Consider the following 17,744-nt stretch of genomic DNA (forward strand, 5'->3'; position numbering starts at 1 on the left):
ACATTTATTTCAGTTCCTGAAAGTACAGAAAATTTATTTTAGTAAATTGCATTTACCGAGTATGTATTGATAGTTACTCGATTAGGAATAAGAAATAGCCGGCCTGTACGGAGTGCACGGAATTGTGGCTTAATACTTGTAAATGCCTGTAAAAAACTACCTATGGAAAAATTTGGGAAGATTCTCGTTGTAGACGACAATGAGGATATTTTGTTTTCTCTCCGCCTTCTTCTGCGACAGCATGTAGAAAAGGTAACTACTGAAAGCGATCCGGGAAATATTCCGGTTTTACTAAAAAAAGAAGAGTTCGATGTCATTCTGCTCGATATGAACTTCACCAAGGATGCTATCAGTGGGCAGGAGGGGTTTTTCTGGTTGCAGAAAATACTTGAAATCGATCCATCGGCAGTTGTTCTTTTCATCACGGCTTATGGTGATGTCGAGAAGAGTGTTCGGGCAATAAAGGAAGGTGCCACCGATTTTATTCTGAAACCCTGGCAAAATGAGAAGCTTCTGGCGACTATCAATTCAGCCCTAAACCTTTGTAAATCTAAGAGAGAGCTGGCTCAGCTGCGCATTCGGCAGCAGGCCATCAACCGGGTGATGAACAAATCTTTCGCCGATTTTGTCGGTAAATCCCCCGAGATGCAGGATGTGTACGATTCGATTAGCAAAGTGGCTGGAACGGATGCCAGCGTTTTGATTCTCGGTGAAAACGGTACGGGGAAAGAGTTGGTTGCCCGAGCTTTACATGCTAATTCCCTTCGGAAGGACGAGACGTTTATTAGTGTCGATTTGGGAGCCATTAGTGAAACACTATTCGAAAGTGAACTTTTTGGACACGTGAAAGGCTCGTTTACTGATGCTAAAGTCGATCGGCCGGGACGATTCGAAATCGCTTCTGGTGGAACCTTGTTTCTGGATGAGATTGGTAACCTGTCGCTTCCCTTGCAGGCTAAATTACTGACGGTTTTGGAACGAAGAGAAGTTTTACGTGTAGGTTCGAACAAACCCAAGCCAATTGATGTCCGGTTGATTTGTGCGACAAATATGAACCTGCCCCAGATGATCGCTGAAGGCAAATTTCGGCAAGATTTACTGTATCGGATCAACACAGTGGAAGTTGATTTGCCACCATTGCGGGAACGTGAAGGCGATATCCCCTTACTGGCCAATCACTTTTTTGCGGTGTATGCCCGAAAATATAAAAAAGCTGTTCGCGGCATAACGAAGGATGCGATGCAACGGCTCGAAGAATATAAATGGCCGGGAAACGTCAGGGAGCTTCAGCATGTGGTTGAAAGGGCAGTCATCATGAGTGAAGGCGAGTGGATTAGTGCCGACGATCTTCAGTTGCGTACGGTTTCACAATCCAGCGAGGGACTTGACCTCGAAAATTATAACCTCGATGAGGTGGAAAAAACGGTTATTCTGAAGGTGATGAAGATGCATCATGGTAATATATCCAAGGCTGCTTCGGAGCTTGGACTAACAAGAACCTCACTTTACCGCAGACTTGAAAAATATGGGCTCTAGAAATTTTCGGCTTTCTGTTGTGTTAAGGGTTTTGGCCCTGATTGCTACTATTGTGCTGATGGTGGTTCTCTTTCTGTTGACGGACTATTATCTAACGAGTCTGTTGGTGTTGGCCGTGTTGATATATGAAGTTTATTCGCTGATATCATTTGTCGAAACGACTAACACATTGCTTACCAATTTCCTCGAATCGCTCCGTTATTCCGATTTTTCCAGGACGTATGAGATTTCCGGTGCCGGTAAGTCGTTCGCCCGGTTAAGCGAATCGTTTAACCAGGTTATCAGCGATTTCCGTAAAGTGAGGGAAGAAAGGGAACAAAACTATTTCTACTTGCGGACGGTGGTTGAGCACATCGGGATCGGCTTAATTGCCTATCGACAGAATGGTGAGGTAGAGCTTATAAATAATGCCACGAAGAAACTGTTTCAGCTTTCGCAACTGAAAAATCTGAAGGAACTGGAAGCGGTTTCGCCGGAGTTGAAGAACGGTTTGATGAACATCAGCAACGGAGAGAATATTCTGGTTAAGATACGGGAGAAGGACGAAATTTTACAGCTGGCAATTTATGCTACCGAGTTCAAGGTCGCTGATAAGAATATTCGTTTGGTTTCCATCAAAGATATTCAAAGCGAGCTGGAGGAGAAGGAGATGGAGAGTTGGCAGAAACTCATCAGGGTGCTGACACACGAAATTATGAACTCCATCACTCCAATTGCTTCGTTGACGCAAACGCTTGATTACCTGATTAAAGATGTGCGAGAGCGGTATGATAATATTTTCTCCGATGAAGGCGAGGCCGAAGTTGTCGAGGAGGTTGAAATGGCTTTGAAAACGATTCACAAGCGAAGTACCGGATTGCTTCACTTTGTGGAATCGTACCGGAATTTGACCCGGATTCCCAAACCCAATTATACGATATTCCAGGTTCAGAAGTTGTTCGACACGATTTCATCCCTGATGAAAGAGGAAATTCACCGAAAAGGGATTACCTGTGATATCTCTGTTGAGCCTCCTAATCTCGAGCTTTCGGCAGACGAGCAACTTATCGAACAGGTTATCATCAACCTCATCCGGAATTCCATTCAGGCACTGGATAAAACGAATAATCCAAAGCTTTCAATGAAGTCATCGCTCGATCAGCGAGGCCGAATCTTGATACAGATTTCCGATAACGGACAGGGAATTTTGCCTGATGTGTTGGACAAAATTTTTGTACCTTTCTTCACCACGAAACCGAAGGGTAGCGGTATTGGTTTAAGTTTGTCGAGACAGATTCTGAGACTCCACGGTGGAACGTTAACTGTGCATTCGGAACCTGAGGTAGAAACTATTTTTACTCTTCGGTTTTAACCGAAAGAATTTATGATGAGACGTTGGTGGCGGAAAAAGGTGAGCAAATGGATAATCGGGAGTATATTGGCGGGGTTTGTTCTGTTGCTCACGGGTTATCTCATTGTGTCCGTTTATTCTCGTCCATATCTTTACCAGTCGCTTACCGAAATTCCCGAGAATAAATGTGGACTGGTTCTGGGGACGAGCAAGTACGTCTCCGAGGGAACTGAAAACCTATTTTACCGCTACCGGATTGAAGCAGCTGTTCGTTTGTATAAAAGCAAGAAGGTTCGCTACCTGATTGTGAGTGGCGATAACCGTTACCGGAATTATAATGAGCCGGTAACCATGCAAAAAGATTTGGTGGATGCAGGTGTGCCGGCTGATCGGATTTATTTAGATTATGCCGGTTTTCGAACGTTTGATTCAGTGATCCGCTGTCGCGAGATTTTTGGACAGCAGAAATTTACAATCATTAGCCAGCCTTTTCACAACGAACGGGCTGTGTTTATTGCACGTTTGAAGGGGATTGATGCCATTGGCTACAATGCTCGCGAAGTTTCCGGGATACCGGCCTGGAAGGTTCATCTTCGCGAAGCTGGTGCGAGAATTCGGGGATATTTCGATCTGTTGACCGGTGCCCAACCTCATTTTCTGGGAGAGAAAGTAACAATTCCTGAATGAGTCCTTTCCAGGAAGGATAACGACCTTCTGATTTCATAATTCTTGTTAAAAGAGCCTGTGAGCGGCGAAGAATCGCTATTTTTAGCCATTCAACACGTAAAACTTATCCTATGAATTTTCGGAAAGCGCAACTCTCGCTCGTTTTCATTATTGCACTACTGTTTCATTTCAAGGCCTTTGCCGGACAATCGGGAAAGCAGTTCATCGACGCGGCCAATCCGGCTATTCGGTATGTAGGGCGGATTGATTTCTCCGATAAGGAAAATCCTCGTTTCGACTGGCCCGGAGTCTATATTCAGTTTCAGTTTACCGGAAAATCATGTACAGTGAAAATGAGTGACACCCGGCACGATTATTTTGAGGTAATGGTTGATAATCTTCCCGCAAAGGTGATGAAGGTAACCGGTGATACAATTTTGGTGATTGCCGATAATCTCAAAAATAAACTACATAAGGTAGAGATAGTTAAAAGGACTGAAGGAGAGCAGGGAACCGCCACTTTTAGTGGAATTTTTCTGGATAAGGGAGCTGCTATTTCTCCCTGGCCGAATGCACCCAAACACAAAATCCAATTTATCGGTAACTCGATTACCTGTGGTTATGGGGTGGAAGGGAAATCGAAGAATGCTCACTTCAAGCCGGAGACCGAGAATAGCTACAAAAGTTATGCGCCAATTACGGCTCGTGCTTTTGATGCGGACTACCACCTGGTGTCTCATTCGGGATACGGAGTAGTAAGGAATTATGGCTATAAAGAGAAAACTTCGCCGGAGCCCATGCCGTCAAAGTATGACCAGGTGTACGATATGAAGGAGCAGCCTAAATGGAATTTTTCGAATTGGATACCTGATGCCGTGGTGATTAATTTGGGTACCAATGATTTTTCTACTCATCCTTTTCCCGATAAGGCCGTATTTCAGAGAGGTTATGAAAACCTGATTTTGCGGGTGCAAAAGAATTATCCGGGAGTGCCGGTGTTTTGCATTGTTGGCCCTATGATTGATGAGCCCTGTTATTCTTACGTGAAAGAGATGGTTGAAGCATTTCGTCAGGTTCACCAGGTGGATAACGTTTATTTTGTTGGCGTGCCTACCTACTTAATGATTCCCGGACACGATCTGGGGGCGGACTCTCATCCCAACTATTCGGGACAGAAAAAAACGGCTGCATTCTTGGTTCCTGTGATGTCTTCTGTTTTGGGTTGGAATTACAATGGAAACGAATTCTTGAATAAATAGCTGAAATAGCCGGAAAATATAGAGAAATAGCAACGAAATAGTTGTGCCGATAGCCGACGTTTTTCTTTTGTTCTTCACTTCAAATGAAGAGTGTTGATAAGATGTGTAAGAATATATATCACTGGTATTTGAATCTCTGAAAAAATATGTATTTTTGTGATATGGATTACCGTTTAGGTCTATCTGTTTTTTGGGGAATGCTACTTAAAATAGGGGTTTAATTTTTACTGAAAGCTATCACGTTCCTGAAATAACACTGGCCTTTACTTATGCATGTGTAAAATTTGTGTGGATAGTTAACGTATTTCGAAAAATTCATAATTTATGGATGAGTTTTTTTCGCCGGATGATGTACGTAATTTTATGAACAGAAGTACGACCGATCGGCAACGGTTAATACTGTTTCTCTTATATAATTACGGAATTACTGTACCTGAAATGATTCAGATAACTTCGGGGCAATTCATGGTAAAACGTGAATTTATTATCTTTAAGTTTATAAGGGAGAAGACAAAGAAGGAACATCACTATAAAATTCAATTCGAGAATTATCGTCTTTTTTATAGGGTATTAAAAGGTCTTCAGGCTCAGGAACCTTTGTTGCACAAGGATAAAAACCTGCCTGTATCAGAGGCATTGATTAAGAATGATTTATTCGATGTCGCTGTTACCATGAATCAGAAAATAACACCCGGAAGTTTATTCGACAGTCATTTGTTTTGGCTTTTTAGAAAGGGAGTAACCTTTCCGCAGGCCGTAGCCGAATATGGCATATCTATGTCGGGGAAACCCTATAAAATATGGGAGAAAGCGATGTTGGCCGGTATGCAGTGGCCGTACCTGCTGGAACCTTAACGATACGAAACAAAGAAAACAGGCTCACATATCAATTTGTGAGCCTGTTTTTTATATCGTTTTCTTCCGACTTACCAGTTATCGGTCCGGAAGGGCGAAGCCGGCAGATCTGCGCTGTTATACAGATTGACATCATCCGGATTGTCCGCCCACCCGTAACGAACAGCCACCGGGTTCTTCACTTCAGAACTAAAGACAACAACCGTGGTTGGATTGACTACAACCGCTTTTGCCCAGTGGAATTTCTTATCGGCACCGGCTACCGCAAAGCCCTTCAGATAGCCATATTTATCGCGAACCTTGAGTCCGTCGCCCACATGATTGAATGTGAGGAAAACTCTTGATTTATCGATATCCATGTGGTCATACATTGGTCCCGAATATACCAGGTCTTTGTTATAAGCGATTTTGAGTGCCGGCAACGAAAGTCGGTAACCGACGGATTGTTTGTTCTTAGGATGAATATTTCCTCCTTCACCTATATCAATAGCTACAGCCATTCCGGTATTGGGTAACGCCAGCGTTTTGGTTTGAGCTTCGCGCAAACGCGCCCAGTTGCTATCACCGGGTTGTTTAGCCGGAGCCATGTAATTAGCCAGCTGAACGAAAAGGAATGGAAAATCGCCTTCGTTCCAGTGCATGCGCCAGTCTTTGATTAGGTTCGGAAAAATACGCTGATACTGGGTCGGTCGGTCGGCGTTCGATTCTCCCTGATACCAGATAACTCCTTTTATTCCGTAGCCTATTATCGGACTGACCATTCCATTATACAACAACGTAGGATAGTCATTCGGTCCCAGAGATATCGCGTTGGTATCTATCTTACCAAACTTAAATTTCCAGTCGCCTGCCAGTGGAATGTTTTTGCCGTCAATCTGCAGGTTCAACTGGTTCGCGCTGCCATATATTCCACCGCCGCCTCCGGTATCTTCTACCCGTACCGTGATGACATTTTTACCAGTTCTTAGCAATCCTTTCGGAATATCATAATGCCTGTTTTTGTCATATGCATTCATGGTTTTGCCTACCGGGATTCCGTTTACCCAGGTTTGGTCCGAATCATCAATCTTCTGAAGGTTCAACTTCGCCGGTTTGCCGGCATCTTCGGGCGATATCTCGACGGTTTTCCGGAACCAGGCAATGCCATCGATTGATTCATAGCCACGACTTTCCCATAATCCGGGGAGTTGCATCGACTTCCACGCCGAATCGTCGAAATCTGTTGCAGCCCAAATTGCTTTTCCGTCAACCAAACCTTTATCAACGGTGGGTAAATCGCCCAGTTTCGCTTTGATTGCAGCTTCTTTGCTTTCCTTGTATTTTTTCAGATCCAGTTTTCGCAATGCAGCCAGCATTGGAGCAAAATCAGAATCATTTGCCATCGTTTCGGGACTGGTCCATGATTCAGCTACCGTTCCTCCCCATGATGAACAAATCATTCCAATAGGCACGCCCAGCTTTTTGTATAAATCGCGGGCAAAGAAATAACCAACTGCCGAAAAGTCTCCTACGGTTGCTGACGAACACTCGAGCCATTCTCCATCATCCATGTCCTTTTGTGGCGTTTGGGCAATTTTTCGGGGAACCGTGAAAAGCCTTATTTCGGGATAGTTGTCTGCATCTGCCATTTCCTTTCGATAGTTATTGACTCCACGATAGCTTTGGTCGATGCTATCGACCGGAAACTCCATGTTGGATTGTCCTGAACATACCCAGACTTCACCGACCATAATATTTTCGAAAACAATGGTGTTATTCCCTTTTATTTTCATGGAGTAAGGACCACCAGCATTCATTTCGGGTAGCTTTAGTTGCCATTTTCCGTCGTTGTCCGCCCTGGTTTTAACAGTATTCCCGTCGATGGAAACAGTCACTTTTTCGTGAGGCGAGGCCCAGCCCCAAACGGGAACTTTCATGCCTTCCTGAAGCACCATGTCACAGTTGAATATCCGCGGCATCGTTATCTGTGCCTTCCCCTGTAACGAAAAAGACAAAAAGACCAACATTACCAGTGTTATCCTGGTAAGATTGCTTGAAAAAATCTTCATAACGTGTGTTTTTGTATAGTAGTTTGAATCGTGTTCTGTTTTTACAATGTGATGGTTCCTTCGAGGAATGTTTTAGCCTGGCCGGAAATCAGAACGCGGTCTCCGGAAAGATGACACCGAAGTTTTCCGCCACGCGCACTCAGTTGGAGGGCGTCAAATTCCAACTGATTCATCCGGTGCGCCCAAAATGGAGTTAACGAGGTATGCGCAGAGCCGGTTACCGGATCCTCATTGACCCCAACGGCGGGAGCAAAAAACCGGGAAACAAAATCGCTTTCATAGCCCGGAGCTGTAACAATCACGCCTCGCGCTTCGACGTTGGCCAGACGGAAAAAGTCCGGAGCCATTTCTTCAATGTCTTCCTGGGCGGGATAATATAGCAGGTAATCAGTTTTCCCTTTCCAGATTTCTTCCGGCTTCTTGCCCAATGCTTCAATCAATCCTTTGGGAGGAAGGGCCGGTTCCAGCTTATCAGCCGGAAAATTCAGCGTTAATAAGCCTTTGTCTTTTTTCACCTGCAATTCACCGCTTTTACGGGTTTTGAAGATGAGCGGATTTTTGGTACTTCCTAAATGATGAAAAAGGACATGTGCTGTAGCCAACGTTGCGTGTCCGCAAAGGGCCACTTCCACCTTGGGTGTAAACCACCGGAGTTCGTAATCGTGGAGATTGCGCACAAAGAAGGCTGTTTCGGATAAGTTGTTCTCCATGGCAATATTCTGAAGGACTTCGTCTTCGGGCCATTCTTCCAGCGGACATACGGCAGCCGGATTTCCTTCAAATAGCTCGGAAGCAAAGGCGTCGACCTGAAAAACCTGTATTTTCATGTGTTCGTTTTTAACGATTTTGTATTTAACCTTAACAGGATTGAAGGTTAGCGATTGGTCATCAGTTTGGCGGTTTTACTTTTGGAAATGAAAGGCATTTTGTTCCTCAATCCGCCGAAAATCAAAGATAGTAACTTTTGTTTTCGTTCGGATCTTTTCAGGCTGTAGTTCTAACTCCAAACACCCGGAACCGGTGTGCGGCAGAATTGGCATTTACCCTCTGTCAGATTGTTTTGCATGACGCGAAATCCCTTTCGCTCAATGACTATCTGATGGCATTTGGGACAAAGCGTATTCGATGCACCACTTCCCGGCAGGTTGCCAATGTACACGAATTTCATTCCTTCCTGCATCGCAATATTTCGAGCTTTGGTAAGTGTTTCGGCCGGAGTCGCCGGCAGCTGCTGCAGTTTATATTGGGGGAAGAACCGACTGAAATGTATCGGGGTTTCTTCAAAGCCATTTTTCGTCAGCCAGCCGCACATCTCTTTTATCATGTCCATATCATCGGTCCAGCCGGGAATAACCAGGTTGGTAATTTCGAGCCAAACACCTTCCTCTTTTAGTATTTTCAGGGTACGAAGAACAGGTTCCAGCGAGCCGGTATTCAGCCGTACATAAATATCGTCGCTAAAGGATTTTAAATCGATATTGGCCGCATCGATTACTTTGGTGAGTTTGCGCAGTGGTTCTTCATTGACGTACCCGTTGGAAACGAGGATATTTTTGATGCCTTCCTGGTGCGCCCTTTCAGATGAATCATAAGTGTATTCATAAAACACAAGCGGTTCGGCATAGGTATAGGCGATCGATTGACAGTTATTCCCAATGGACGAAGCAACTACTTGTTCCGGAAAGAGTTCCTGATTCCGGGTTTCAGCCGGTGTCGCTTGTGAAATTTGCCAGTTCTGGCAGTTCAGGCAAACCAGGTTACACCCAGCCGTGGCAATGGAAAAGGAACGACTTCCCGGTAGGAAATGATACAGGGGTTTCTTCTCGACCGGATCGATGTGAATAGCGCACGGGTTTCCGTAAGCTGTTGTATATAATTTATTATCGCGGTTGATTCGCGTCCGGCAGTCACCGGTGTCGTTGAGGCTGATGTTGCACTCATTCGGACACAGTGTGCACTTTACTCCGCGACCGGTTACTTTGTAATAACGTGCTTCACGCTGGTATTTTTGGGGAACGGAGTCATTTGCGGCCAACGTCGGAATAAAGGCCATTCCCAACGTTCCCATCAATCCGGTTTTGATACATGTTCGTCTCGATATCAAAGGTGCTTTCATGACGAAAGTTTTTGGTGTTTGCGTTTTTTAGGTTCAGACCGAAGAAATTCTGTGTTTCGACACGAAGGTCAGGAGGAGATGCATCACTAAAAGTACGATGAGTGTCCAGTTAATTCCAAGTAGCGGCACCAAAAAGACTGATACTAACATGGCGCCACCGGCCGACCCGTATAGATCAGCTTTGTACACCATCGCCGGAGCTTCCGTTTTGGGTTGGTATTGCCTGGAAATTAGTTGAAACATTCGTCCGGTTAGCCACCCGGTGAGAGCAATCAGCAGCAGTTCCGAGGCAATGTAAATGACCGTTCTTCCGGGAGAAAGCCATCCGGCAATGGCCCACTGCAGAATCAGCAATATCATAAACCATATATGATGTTGTGGAATATGGTTATTTTCGGGTGTCTTTTCTGGCAACTTCCAGCGCGCTCCCAGCGTGAGTCCGGCCATGAAAAGGGTGAAAATAACTCCAATCAGGTAATAGGAATATCCGAATGCCGACTGAATCAGTATAAGCGGAATAATCTCCATCGTGGACGCTGTAAAGCCGGCAGCGAACATACTTCGGGAAATGCCGCGTGTGAAACTTATCAGGAAGATGAAAATGACAAAGAGTATGGTCCCGAAAAGAATGTAGGAAAGACCGTGCTTTTTCAGCCAGAAACCAGTAAAATAACTCACTGCAATGGGATGATTGGCCGAGACCATTGGTGATCCGTTTGTCATCATCTCCGCATATTCGTGGCTTCGGGTAACCAATTCTGACTCATCGACAAAATAAGCGATGTAATTGGTCATGATGCCCAAATCATTGACCCGGGTTAAAATGTTGGCGTGTAATTTACCGTTTGAAACCAGCAAAATATCCCGGTTTCCCGGAAGGATAAGCCAATGTTTGAAATAAGGTTGGATAGTTGCTACAACGGATTGATAGAGACGAACCGTGGTTGGATCTAGGTAATTGGCGGTTGACAACAAAGGGATGGCAACGACTCCGCTATCGGAGAGTTTTTTCCGGATGCTTCGGAAGAATTCTTTGCTATAGAACCGGCTGGCCGAAGGTGTTTCCGGAGGCGGAATGTTTAAGAGTACACCGTCATATTGAGCAGGATGTTGAGCAATCCAGCGCTGAAAATCGGTCCGATGGATGTGAATGAGGGAATCATTTGGAATAGCATGACTCTGCTGCTCCAGTTCCAGTAACTTGCCATTCACTTCGAAGTAATCGATCCGGTTGGGGTGGTATTTCAGGCATTCTGTCAGAACCCCTGTTAACGCTCCGGAAACTACGGCTATTTGATTGACGTGTGCAAGCTGGGATAAGGCATAATGAACCGGTTCCTCAGCTGCCGAAGGACTTCCCTGGGAGTAAAGAAGTCGGCTGTTTTCGAATACATTGGATTGACTTTCCGCTTTCGTAATTACCAGTTCCCCGGAAATGCTTTGGATGATGCTTTGAATTTGCTGTCCAGGGAAAAGGGAAGCTCGGGTTAATTTCTCGGGAGGAAAAATGAACAGGAAGACTAGAAGTATTGTAATGGCTGAGGTTGTGTAAAGAGGAATTTCTTTCATCCTTCTTCGAGAGAATAGCAATAATGCCTGACTGATAACGCCGGTAAACGCCAGTGTTTGGATGGGGGAGAAGAGAAATACCCACACAAAGCTGAATAACATACCTGAAAGCAAACTGCCTGCGGATTCCCACGAATAAATCAGACCGGTGGTTTCGCCCGGCCGATGCTGGCTCAAAACCGGAAATAGCAACCCGCCGGTGAGACAAAGTGGAGCTAGCGTAAACAAGGCAAAGAAAGCAAAGCTTAGCGGACCGGTTTCGGTTCCCGTTTCAAAAAGCCAGCCGTGTGTTGCCCGGATGATGAGAATGCTGATGGAGGGAAGTACTGTCAACAACAGGAGTATCCGGACTATTGTGGTGCTCGAAAATGCTTTATCCCGGGCTAATTGTGTGCCGAGTCCGGTAAGTATTAACCAAAGGGAGAGTAAAATGCCGACATAGAGGGCATTGCCTCCGAAGATAGCCAGGTAGTCACGGAACAGAACCAGTTGTCCCGTAAGGGTGACAAATCCCAAAATAAATGGAAAAAGCAAAGATGTCTTCCGGATGTCGACTTGTTTCTCTTTTGGTATTTCCGTTGACTTTCGTTCCGTTTCCTTTCCAAACAAGCGTTTAAAGTAGTTGAGGTGCCAGAAAATGTGCAGCAGGCCAATAATGCTCATCGCAATTCCAAAGTCAACATGAACCGGCAAGGCTTCGTCGAGAAAGGCAAACTTCAGGTTGTAGTTGGCTTTCAGTGCCAGCAGGAGGCCAAGAACGATTGTGAAGAGAAAAGTAATCAGTAGTAGCGTGTTCCAGATTTGCCGGTGAACGTTACGGGAAATCCATTTCCGACGACTCAGTATCCAGGTAATTAAATAAGCGAGCAAAGTACCTGACAAAATGGGTATGATGCTGTACGGCGTATTCATGTTTATTTTTCATGAAAAACAATGGCTTCGTAGGTGTATAGTTCAGCGTCTTTCCAGCCGTTCCACCCGATGCCGGCTTTGTCTCGGGAGCAATGGCCAAGCATTTTTTCCCGGTCCCAACCGGTTTGATTGGCTACCTGTGGCAAAAACGTACCGCCACGGTTCCCTTTTTTGATGTAGATTCCCTGTTTCCCGGGCGTAAATTCCTCCGCATTTTTGATTTTGTGCAGAGGAGTCAGAACTGAAATCTCGATTTCAATGGATTTCATTTCGGGTAACTGAACGGGCTGAAAGCGGCTGTCTTTGGTTGCAGCGGCAATCGCCATATTCCGGACGACTTCCACCAATGGAATCGACGGATTGAATTGCCCGATGCAACCACGTAATTTTCCATCTTCGATCAGTGTGACAAAGGCACCACAATGTTGCTGAAGGTCTTCAGGATAATCCGTGGTAATCTTCTGTATTGTGCCGGTTTTTAAATAGGTTTCAATGCTACTTCTGGCCAGCTTCAGTAAATAGTTTTTGTCATTTCCGGTCAGATGAAATGTGTGCTCGTTGTCTCTTGTTACCGAAATAGCGTAGTAGCCAACGACCCGGTTGGGATCGCCTGCTGAGCTAACGCTGGAATTCTGATAAATAATTTGATGGTAATGATAGTCCGGTTTTCCCGAGACCATCTCCATGAGTGTAAGCACGCCACTTTCGCCGCAAAGGCGGGTCAGCACATTTTCCGGTGGATTGGGAGCTGTTTTCTGACACACCTTTTGCAATTGTTCCGGTTTCCCGGAAAGAATAGCATCAGCTGTTTCTTTATCCACTTTTTGTGCAGTCGCATTCGTCGGATAATGTGAAAAATCGGTGCTGATGATGAAAAGATTGTCACTGGTGAAGTAGGGCAAAAGTGCTTCTGCCAATTTTTGGGTAGTGGCCGGTTTGGAATCACCCGTCAAAATAGGAACGATGCGATATCCCTTTTTCAAATGATATTGCAGAAAAGGCAACTGAACTTCAATAGAGTGTTCACTCTGGTGTGCTTTGGGAACAAAATGGATGAAGCCGTTTTCTGCTATTAGCTTCTCGGCTAATGTGCCGTTCACCGGAATTTTCCCCAATGGAGTGATATAATTTCCATGAGGATAAATGGAAACGCCACTGAAACGAACCCGATGTGAAACGCCAATGACGAACACATTCTTGTATGCTTTCTCGGTAGGAATTTGAGCATATCCGGTGGCGGCTACTTTTCCTGAAAAAATGTAACCGGCATGGGGAACAATCAGTGCGGCAATTGACGAATCTGTTTGGGTACTCGTATTTTGAAAGAGTTGACTCAGCTCTTTTTTAAGCATACCTGCATTTCCCGGATAGAAGGAACCGGCTACGGCAGGCTGCCTGTCTTGTGCTAGCAGCTGTCCCGGGAATAGCAGCAGCAAAACCACGATGACCCGAAACGGAATGTGTGTTCTCATGGCTCAGGTATTATTGGTTTACCTTTAAAATTAAGAAATAGCTTGAATCATCCATCAAGAATTGTCGGAGATTATTGGTTGTGAAATCTCTGTATGGTGTTGATTATAATAAGTATAAATAGTACCGGGATAAAATCCCATATCGGTACGGAATTGCTGGATGAGTGGCATTCTATCCTGAAAATGACTATTTTCGGGAAAAACTGACGAGCTATGAGACCGTATATTCTTGCTGAAACCAACTGGAAAACCGTTCGTGAAATTGATTATGAACTGGCTATTCTTCCCTGGGGAGCCACCGAGGCTCACAATCTCCACTTACCCTATGCCACAGATGTTTTTGAATCGGAATATTTTGCCTGGGAATCGGCAAAAATCGCATGGGAAAAAGGAGCGAAGGTGATTGTTTTACCGGCTATTGCTTATGGTGTGAATACCGGACAGCCGGATGTGAAACTTGATATGAACCTGAATCCGTCAACGCAGTTGGCGATTCTCGACGATTTGATTACTGTGCTGAATCGTCAGGGAATAAAGAAGCTGGTGATTCTGAATTCGCACGGTGGGAACGACTTTAAAATGCACATCCGGGAATTGAATCTTCGTTTTCCGGAAATGTTACTTTCGCAGTGCCATTGGTTCAAAATGCCCGGAATAGAGGACTTTTTTGAAGATGTCGGTGAACATGCCGGTGAGATGGAAACCAGCCTGATGCAATTGTTTCGACCCGATTTGGTGCGCTCGCTGGAAGATGCTGGCGAAGGTAAAGCGAAAGTTCCCCGCATTCCGGCTTTACGCGAAGGTTGGGCCTGGTCCGAACGCAAGTGGACACAGGTTACGACCGACACGGGAATTGGGAATCCGAAAGAGGCTACAAGGGAGAAAGGTGAACGCTTTTTCCGGCATGTCTCAGAAAAGGTCGGTACCTTTTTTTACGATATGGCTACAACACCTCCGGAAGATATGTATATCGATCCTGAGCAGCTCTGATATGCAGCAGCTCAGAATGTGAGTACTTTCCAGCCGTCTTTCAGGTAACTGGTCAGTGGTACGCCCATCGGACGCACGTCGATGCCCAATTGACGGAGCTGATCGGTTATGCCGTACATGCTGGCACAGGTTGCGCATGCTTCCACGGTAAGTCCGTTATTCAGCATGTCACGTATCTGGTTTTGTAAGCTTTCGTTTTCAGTCAGCAGCTTGGCCGATGGACCCCATACGATTAACCGCACTTCCTGAAACCAATGTTGAAGATGCGCGTTGTGCGTGTACATAAGGCAAACTTTTTCGGCAACATCCGGATCGCCACTGGCCCAAATAACTGCTAAGTGATCGTCATGATCTTTCATATCTCAGGTATTTTGTGATTTTACAAATTGAGTGATCTAACCAGTAATCGCTCTGCTTCCTTAAATTTACAATAAAGCTTCCACGGCTAAAAGAATTTCCTGTTTAATAATGTGAAGAGATGTTACCATTGGTTTTATACTTCTTTCTTTTGAATGATTTCAGCGGCGCTGGAAACCTGCGATTATTTCATTCGTTCGCGAAAATGATGTTTTTGCACTGTCGGACGATGGATTGAGCTTTGCAAATGGGAGAAAACGAAAACTGGAGTGCCTTAAAATAGCCCCAAACGTTACTTTATATAATTCTTTCCGGGGTATCTTGCCTAGAAGTTAATCAAGTAATGTTTATTATTAAGAATTATTCTTAAAAGCGGCGCGCGACGTAAACCATGGAGCTTGCCTGTTGTTTACTAAAGTGAAAATGTTGCGGGAAAATGGTCATGATATCCCGGAAACAATTTTCGTTAAAAAGCATTTATCAAAATTCTATCAGGTGTTGATTTGGTTGATGATTAAAGTTGCTTGATAAATGCCTTTAACACGGAGAGGATGTTCTGAAAAGGACATCCTCTCTTTTTTTGCAAAAACGGTTGTAAATATGGTTACCGGGCGGGAGTAAAGCGGATGGCAGCACCTCCGCCGGGGGCTAAGTTCAGGCGTAATGTGGTACGACGGTTAACTTCCTTTTTGGTGATCTCAATGGATACCGGGTTGTTGCTGTAGTTGGCCTGTGGCCCATCGAGGTACATCTCGGCCGTGTATTTTCTTCCCTTTGCCAGGAAACTCAGTGGGACTTCAATCTTTCGCGGGTCTTCATCCGTAATTGCTCCCAGGTACCAATCGCGACTGTTCCGGTCTTTCCGGATAACCGTTACATAATCGCCAATTTCACCATTGATGGCTTTGGAATATTCCCAATCGACGGGAACATCGTGAATGAATTGAAAAGCCGGGTGTCCCTGGTAGTTTTCCGGTAAATCGGGAACCATTTGCAGCGGACTGTAGAGTACAACATAAAGTGCCAATTGCTTGGCCAGCGTTGTATTTACCTGGTTGTTCGGCTTGTCTTTCAGCGTTAGCTCGAAAATACCAGGTGTAAAGTCCATCGGGCCAGCCAGCAAGCGGGTAAAAGGCAGAATGGTCGTGTGTTCCGGCGGGTTCCCGCCATCTTCGCTCCACGCATTATATTCCTGTCCGCGAGCTCCTTCTCCCGACATAAGGTTGGGGTAGGTTCGCCGCAAACCGGTAGGGATGATGGGCTCATGAACATCGAGCATGATGTGACGTTTGGCTGCTTCCTGAACCACATGCAAATAATGATTGACCATGAACTGCCCGTGATGCCACTCTTTTCCATTTACGCGCGAACCAACGTAACCGGTTTTCACATAATGAACACCGTATTTTTGATAGAAGTTGAAAGCAGAATCGAGTTGCTGTTCGTAATTGGCTACATCGGCACCTGTTTCGTTGTGACCGATTAGCTGCACACCTTTTTTACGAGCGTAGTCGGTTATTTTTTTGATGTCGAAATCGGGATAAGGCTTGGTGAAACTGAATTTCCAGTCTTCCCAGCCTTTGTTCCAACCTTCGACGAGCACTGCTCCAATGCCGGCCTTCGCGGCAAAGTCGATGTACTTCATCACATTTTGCGTGTTAGCTCCATGTGTGGGAGAGTACTGCCATGTTTCTTTTCCCAGGTGCAACGACCACCAGATTCCTACAAATTTTGTTGGTTTTATCCAGGAAACATCTCCCAGTTGATTTGGCTCATTCAGGTTGAGGAGCATTCGTGAATTCATCAATCCGGCAGCGGTTGACGAAACCAAAACGGTTCGCCAGGGGGTAACCCGCGGAGCCGATGTTTTTACTTTCACACCATCGGACCACGGCACCAGATCGCAACGTAATTTATTGTTTCCGGAATGGTATAGCGACATGGATGCATAATCGACCAGTGCCGCTTCATGTATGCTGATGTAGTTTCCGCTTTTGGTTTCCAGCGTAAGCGGTGTACAAACAGTATCTGTTAATTCTGAAAGAGGATGGCTGGTGTAAAGATACTCGTAACGGTTGTCGCCATATGCCGGAATCGACCAGGCAGTGTGGTCGCCGCTGAAGGCGAACCCTGTCACTTCGTTGGATATTTCGAAATCTTTCAGGTTTTCTTGCCCCGGGAACTCGTAACGGAAAGCAAAGCCTTCGTTGTACACTCTGAAAATAATGTTCATTTTCCGGTGCAAACCATGCTGCTCTTTCAGTTCAATCTTCAATTCGCGGTAGTTGTTCCTGATTTCCTTTTGCTCACCCCAGGGCTGTGTCCAGGTTTGGTCGACCTGATCGCGGTCGAACCGGGTGGCAACGAAATCATCGAGTAGATTGGGAGCGCCTTTTAATTCGAAGCCCAGTTGCGATTTATAGAATAGTGGTTTTTCGCCCAGTTTGGCCGAATAGAAGGGTTTTCCTTCGTGGTCGAGATAGAAGGTCACGTTCAGTGTTTCGTCGGGAGAGACGACTGTTCGGGAAGTGGTTGGGTTTTCCTCGCAGCGACTTAAAATGAATATGGCAGCGATGATTAGAAATACGGTACTGATGGCGGGAAATATGTTTGGGTATTTTTTCATATGTCTGT

Annotated in this window: 13 protein-coding genes; 6 read left to right on the forward strand and 7 right to left on the reverse strand. The window is 45.3% G+C overall.

From position 1 onward, the window contains the following. Positions 1-162: 162 nt before the first annotated feature. The 5 genes from AC060N_RS05375 to AC060N_RS05395 all read left to right on the forward strand — a co-directional run bounded on the left by AC060N_RS05375 (position 163) and on the right by AC060N_RS05395 (position 5,646). Complete coding sequence (locus AC060N_RS05375; RefSeq protein ID WP_479526192.1) at positions 163-1,536, forward strand: sigma-54-dependent transcriptional regulator; 1,374 nt, start codon at positions 163-165, stop codon at positions 1,534-1,536. Next, the gene (locus tag AC060N_RS05380; RefSeq protein WP_479526193.1) at positions 1,526-2,887 is read left to right on the forward strand and encodes a sensor histidine kinase; all 1,362 of its coding nucleotides are present in this window, start codon (positions 1,526-1,528) and stop codon (positions 2,885-2,887) included. The genes AC060N_RS05375 and AC060N_RS05380 overlap by 11 nt, the downstream gene beginning before the upstream one ends. 12 nt (positions 2,888-2,899) lie before the next feature. Further along, positions 2,900-3,553, forward strand: a complete 654-nt coding sequence (locus tag AC060N_RS05385; protein ID WP_479526194.1) for a SanA/YdcF family protein — start codon at positions 2,900-2,902, stop codon at positions 3,551-3,553. Between the two features lie 110 nt (positions 3,554-3,663). Further along, on the forward strand, positions 3,664-4,791 hold the full coding sequence (locus AC060N_RS05390; RefSeq protein ID WP_479526195.1) for an SGNH/GDSL hydrolase family protein: 1,128 nt from the start codon (positions 3,664-3,666) through the stop codon (positions 4,789-4,791). 324 nt (positions 4,792-5,115) lie between these two features. After that, a complete protein-coding gene (locus AC060N_RS05395) occupies positions 5,116-5,646 on the forward strand; it encodes a site-specific integrase (protein WP_106543281.1) in 531 nt (176 codons plus the stop codon). Between the two features lie 71 nt (positions 5,647-5,717). On the opposite strand, the gene AC060N_RS05400 is transcribed toward AC060N_RS05395, so the two are convergent. The 5 genes from AC060N_RS05400 to amrB all read right to left on the reverse strand — a co-directional run bounded on the left by AC060N_RS05400 (position 5,718) and on the right by amrB (position 13,763). Beyond that, positions 5,718-7,694, reverse strand: coding sequence for a sialate O-acetylesterase (locus tag AC060N_RS05400; protein ID WP_479526196.1), 1,977 nt, complete (start codon positions 7,692-7,694; stop codon positions 5,718-5,720). Positions 7,695-7,735: 41 nt separating this feature from the next. Further along, the gene (locus AC060N_RS05405) at positions 7,736-8,521 is read right to left on the reverse strand and encodes a PhzF family phenazine biosynthesis protein (RefSeq protein ID WP_479526197.1); all 786 of its coding nucleotides are present in this window, start codon (positions 8,519-8,521) and stop codon (positions 7,736-7,738) included. Positions 8,522-8,691: 170 nt separating this feature from the next. Continuing rightward, positions 8,692-9,810: an AmmeMemoRadiSam system radical SAM enzyme gene (amrS, locus tag AC060N_RS05410; RefSeq protein ID WP_479526198.1), complete on the reverse strand. Its 1,119-nt coding sequence runs from the start codon at positions 9,808-9,810 to the stop codon at positions 8,692-8,694. Between the two features lie 33 nt (positions 9,811-9,843). Continuing rightward, positions 9,844-12,291, reverse strand: a complete 2,448-nt coding sequence (locus tag AC060N_RS05415; protein WP_479526199.1) for a spermine/spermidine synthase domain-containing protein — start codon at positions 12,289-12,291, stop codon at positions 9,844-9,846. A gap of 2 nt (positions 12,292-12,293) precedes the next feature. Next, a complete protein-coding gene (gene amrB / locus AC060N_RS05420) occupies positions 12,294-13,763 on the reverse strand; it encodes an AmmeMemoRadiSam system protein B (protein ID WP_479526200.1) in 1,470 nt (489 codons plus the stop codon). A 213-nt stretch (positions 13,764-13,976) separates the two neighbouring features. Here amrB and AC060N_RS05425 point away from each other — a divergent pair, with 213 nt between their 5' ends. Next, a complete protein-coding gene (locus tag AC060N_RS05425; RefSeq protein ID WP_479526201.1) occupies positions 13,977-14,753 on the forward strand; it encodes a creatininase family protein in 777 nt (258 codons plus the stop codon). A gap of 11 nt (positions 14,754-14,764) precedes the next feature. Here AC060N_RS05425 and AC060N_RS05430 read toward each other — a convergent pair whose 3' ends face one another. Together AC060N_RS05430 and AC060N_RS05435 are read right to left on the reverse strand one after the other, a co-directional pair. Beyond that, positions 14,765-15,112 carry a DsrE family protein gene (locus tag AC060N_RS05430; RefSeq protein WP_479526202.1) on the reverse strand — a complete coding sequence of 116 codons (348 nt, stop codon included), beginning with the start codon at positions 15,110-15,112 and terminating at the stop codon, positions 14,765-14,767. 602 nt (positions 15,113-15,714) lie between these two features. Then, entirely contained in the window at positions 15,715-17,736 is a 2,022-nt protein-coding gene (locus AC060N_RS05435) for a glycoside hydrolase family 97 protein (protein WP_479526203.1), read from the reverse strand. Positions 17,737-17,744 lie beyond the last annotated feature (8 nt).

The organism is Prolixibacter sp. DSM 2831, from assembly GCF_056493735.1.

Excerpts from the sequence above, each read along its gene's own strand:
- AC060N_RS05375 (WP_479526192.1), top strand. The coding sequence starts at position 163 with ATGGAAAAATTTGGGAAGATTCTCGTTGTAGACGACAATGAGGATATT.
- AC060N_RS05380 (WP_479526193.1), top strand. The coding sequence starts at position 1,526 with ATGGGCTCTAGAAATTTTCGGCTTTCTGTTGTGTTAAGGGTTTTGGCC.
- AC060N_RS05385 (WP_479526194.1), top strand. The coding sequence starts at position 2,900 with ATGATGAGACGTTGGTGGCGGAAAAAGGTGAGCAAATGGATAATCGGG.
- AC060N_RS05390 (WP_479526195.1), top strand. The coding sequence starts at position 3,664 with ATGAATTTTCGGAAAGCGCAACTCTCGCTCGTTTTCATTATTGCACTA.
- AC060N_RS05395 (WP_106543281.1), top strand. The coding sequence starts at position 5,116 with ATGGATGAGTTTTTTTCGCCGGATGATGTACGTAATTTTATGAACAGA.
- AC060N_RS05400 (WP_479526196.1), bottom strand. The coding sequence starts at position 7,694 with ATGAAGATTTTTTCAAGCAATCTTACCAGGATAACACTGGTAATGTTG.
- AC060N_RS05405 (WP_479526197.1), bottom strand. The coding sequence starts at position 8,521 with ATGAAAATACAGGTTTTTCAGGTCGACGCCTTTGCTTCCGAGCTATTT.
- amrS (WP_479526198.1), bottom strand. The coding sequence starts at position 9,810 with ATGAAAGCACCTTTGATATCGAGACGAACATGTATCAAAACCGGATTG.
- AC060N_RS05415 (WP_479526199.1), bottom strand. The coding sequence starts at position 12,291 with ATGAATACGCCGTACAGCATCATACCCATTTTGTCAGGTACTTTGCTC.
- amrB (WP_479526200.1), bottom strand. The coding sequence starts at position 13,763 with ATGAGAACACACATTCCGTTTCGGGTCATCGTGGTTTTGCTGCTGCTA.
- AC060N_RS05425 (WP_479526201.1), top strand. The coding sequence starts at position 13,977 with ATGAGACCGTATATTCTTGCTGAAACCAACTGGAAAACCGTTCGTGAA.
- AC060N_RS05430 (WP_479526202.1), bottom strand. The coding sequence starts at position 15,112 with ATGAAAGATCATGACGATCACTTAGCAGTTATTTGGGCCAGTGGCGAT.
- AC060N_RS05435 (WP_479526203.1), bottom strand. The coding sequence starts at position 17,736 with ATGAAAAAATACCCAAACATATTTCCCGCCATCAGTACCGTATTTCTA.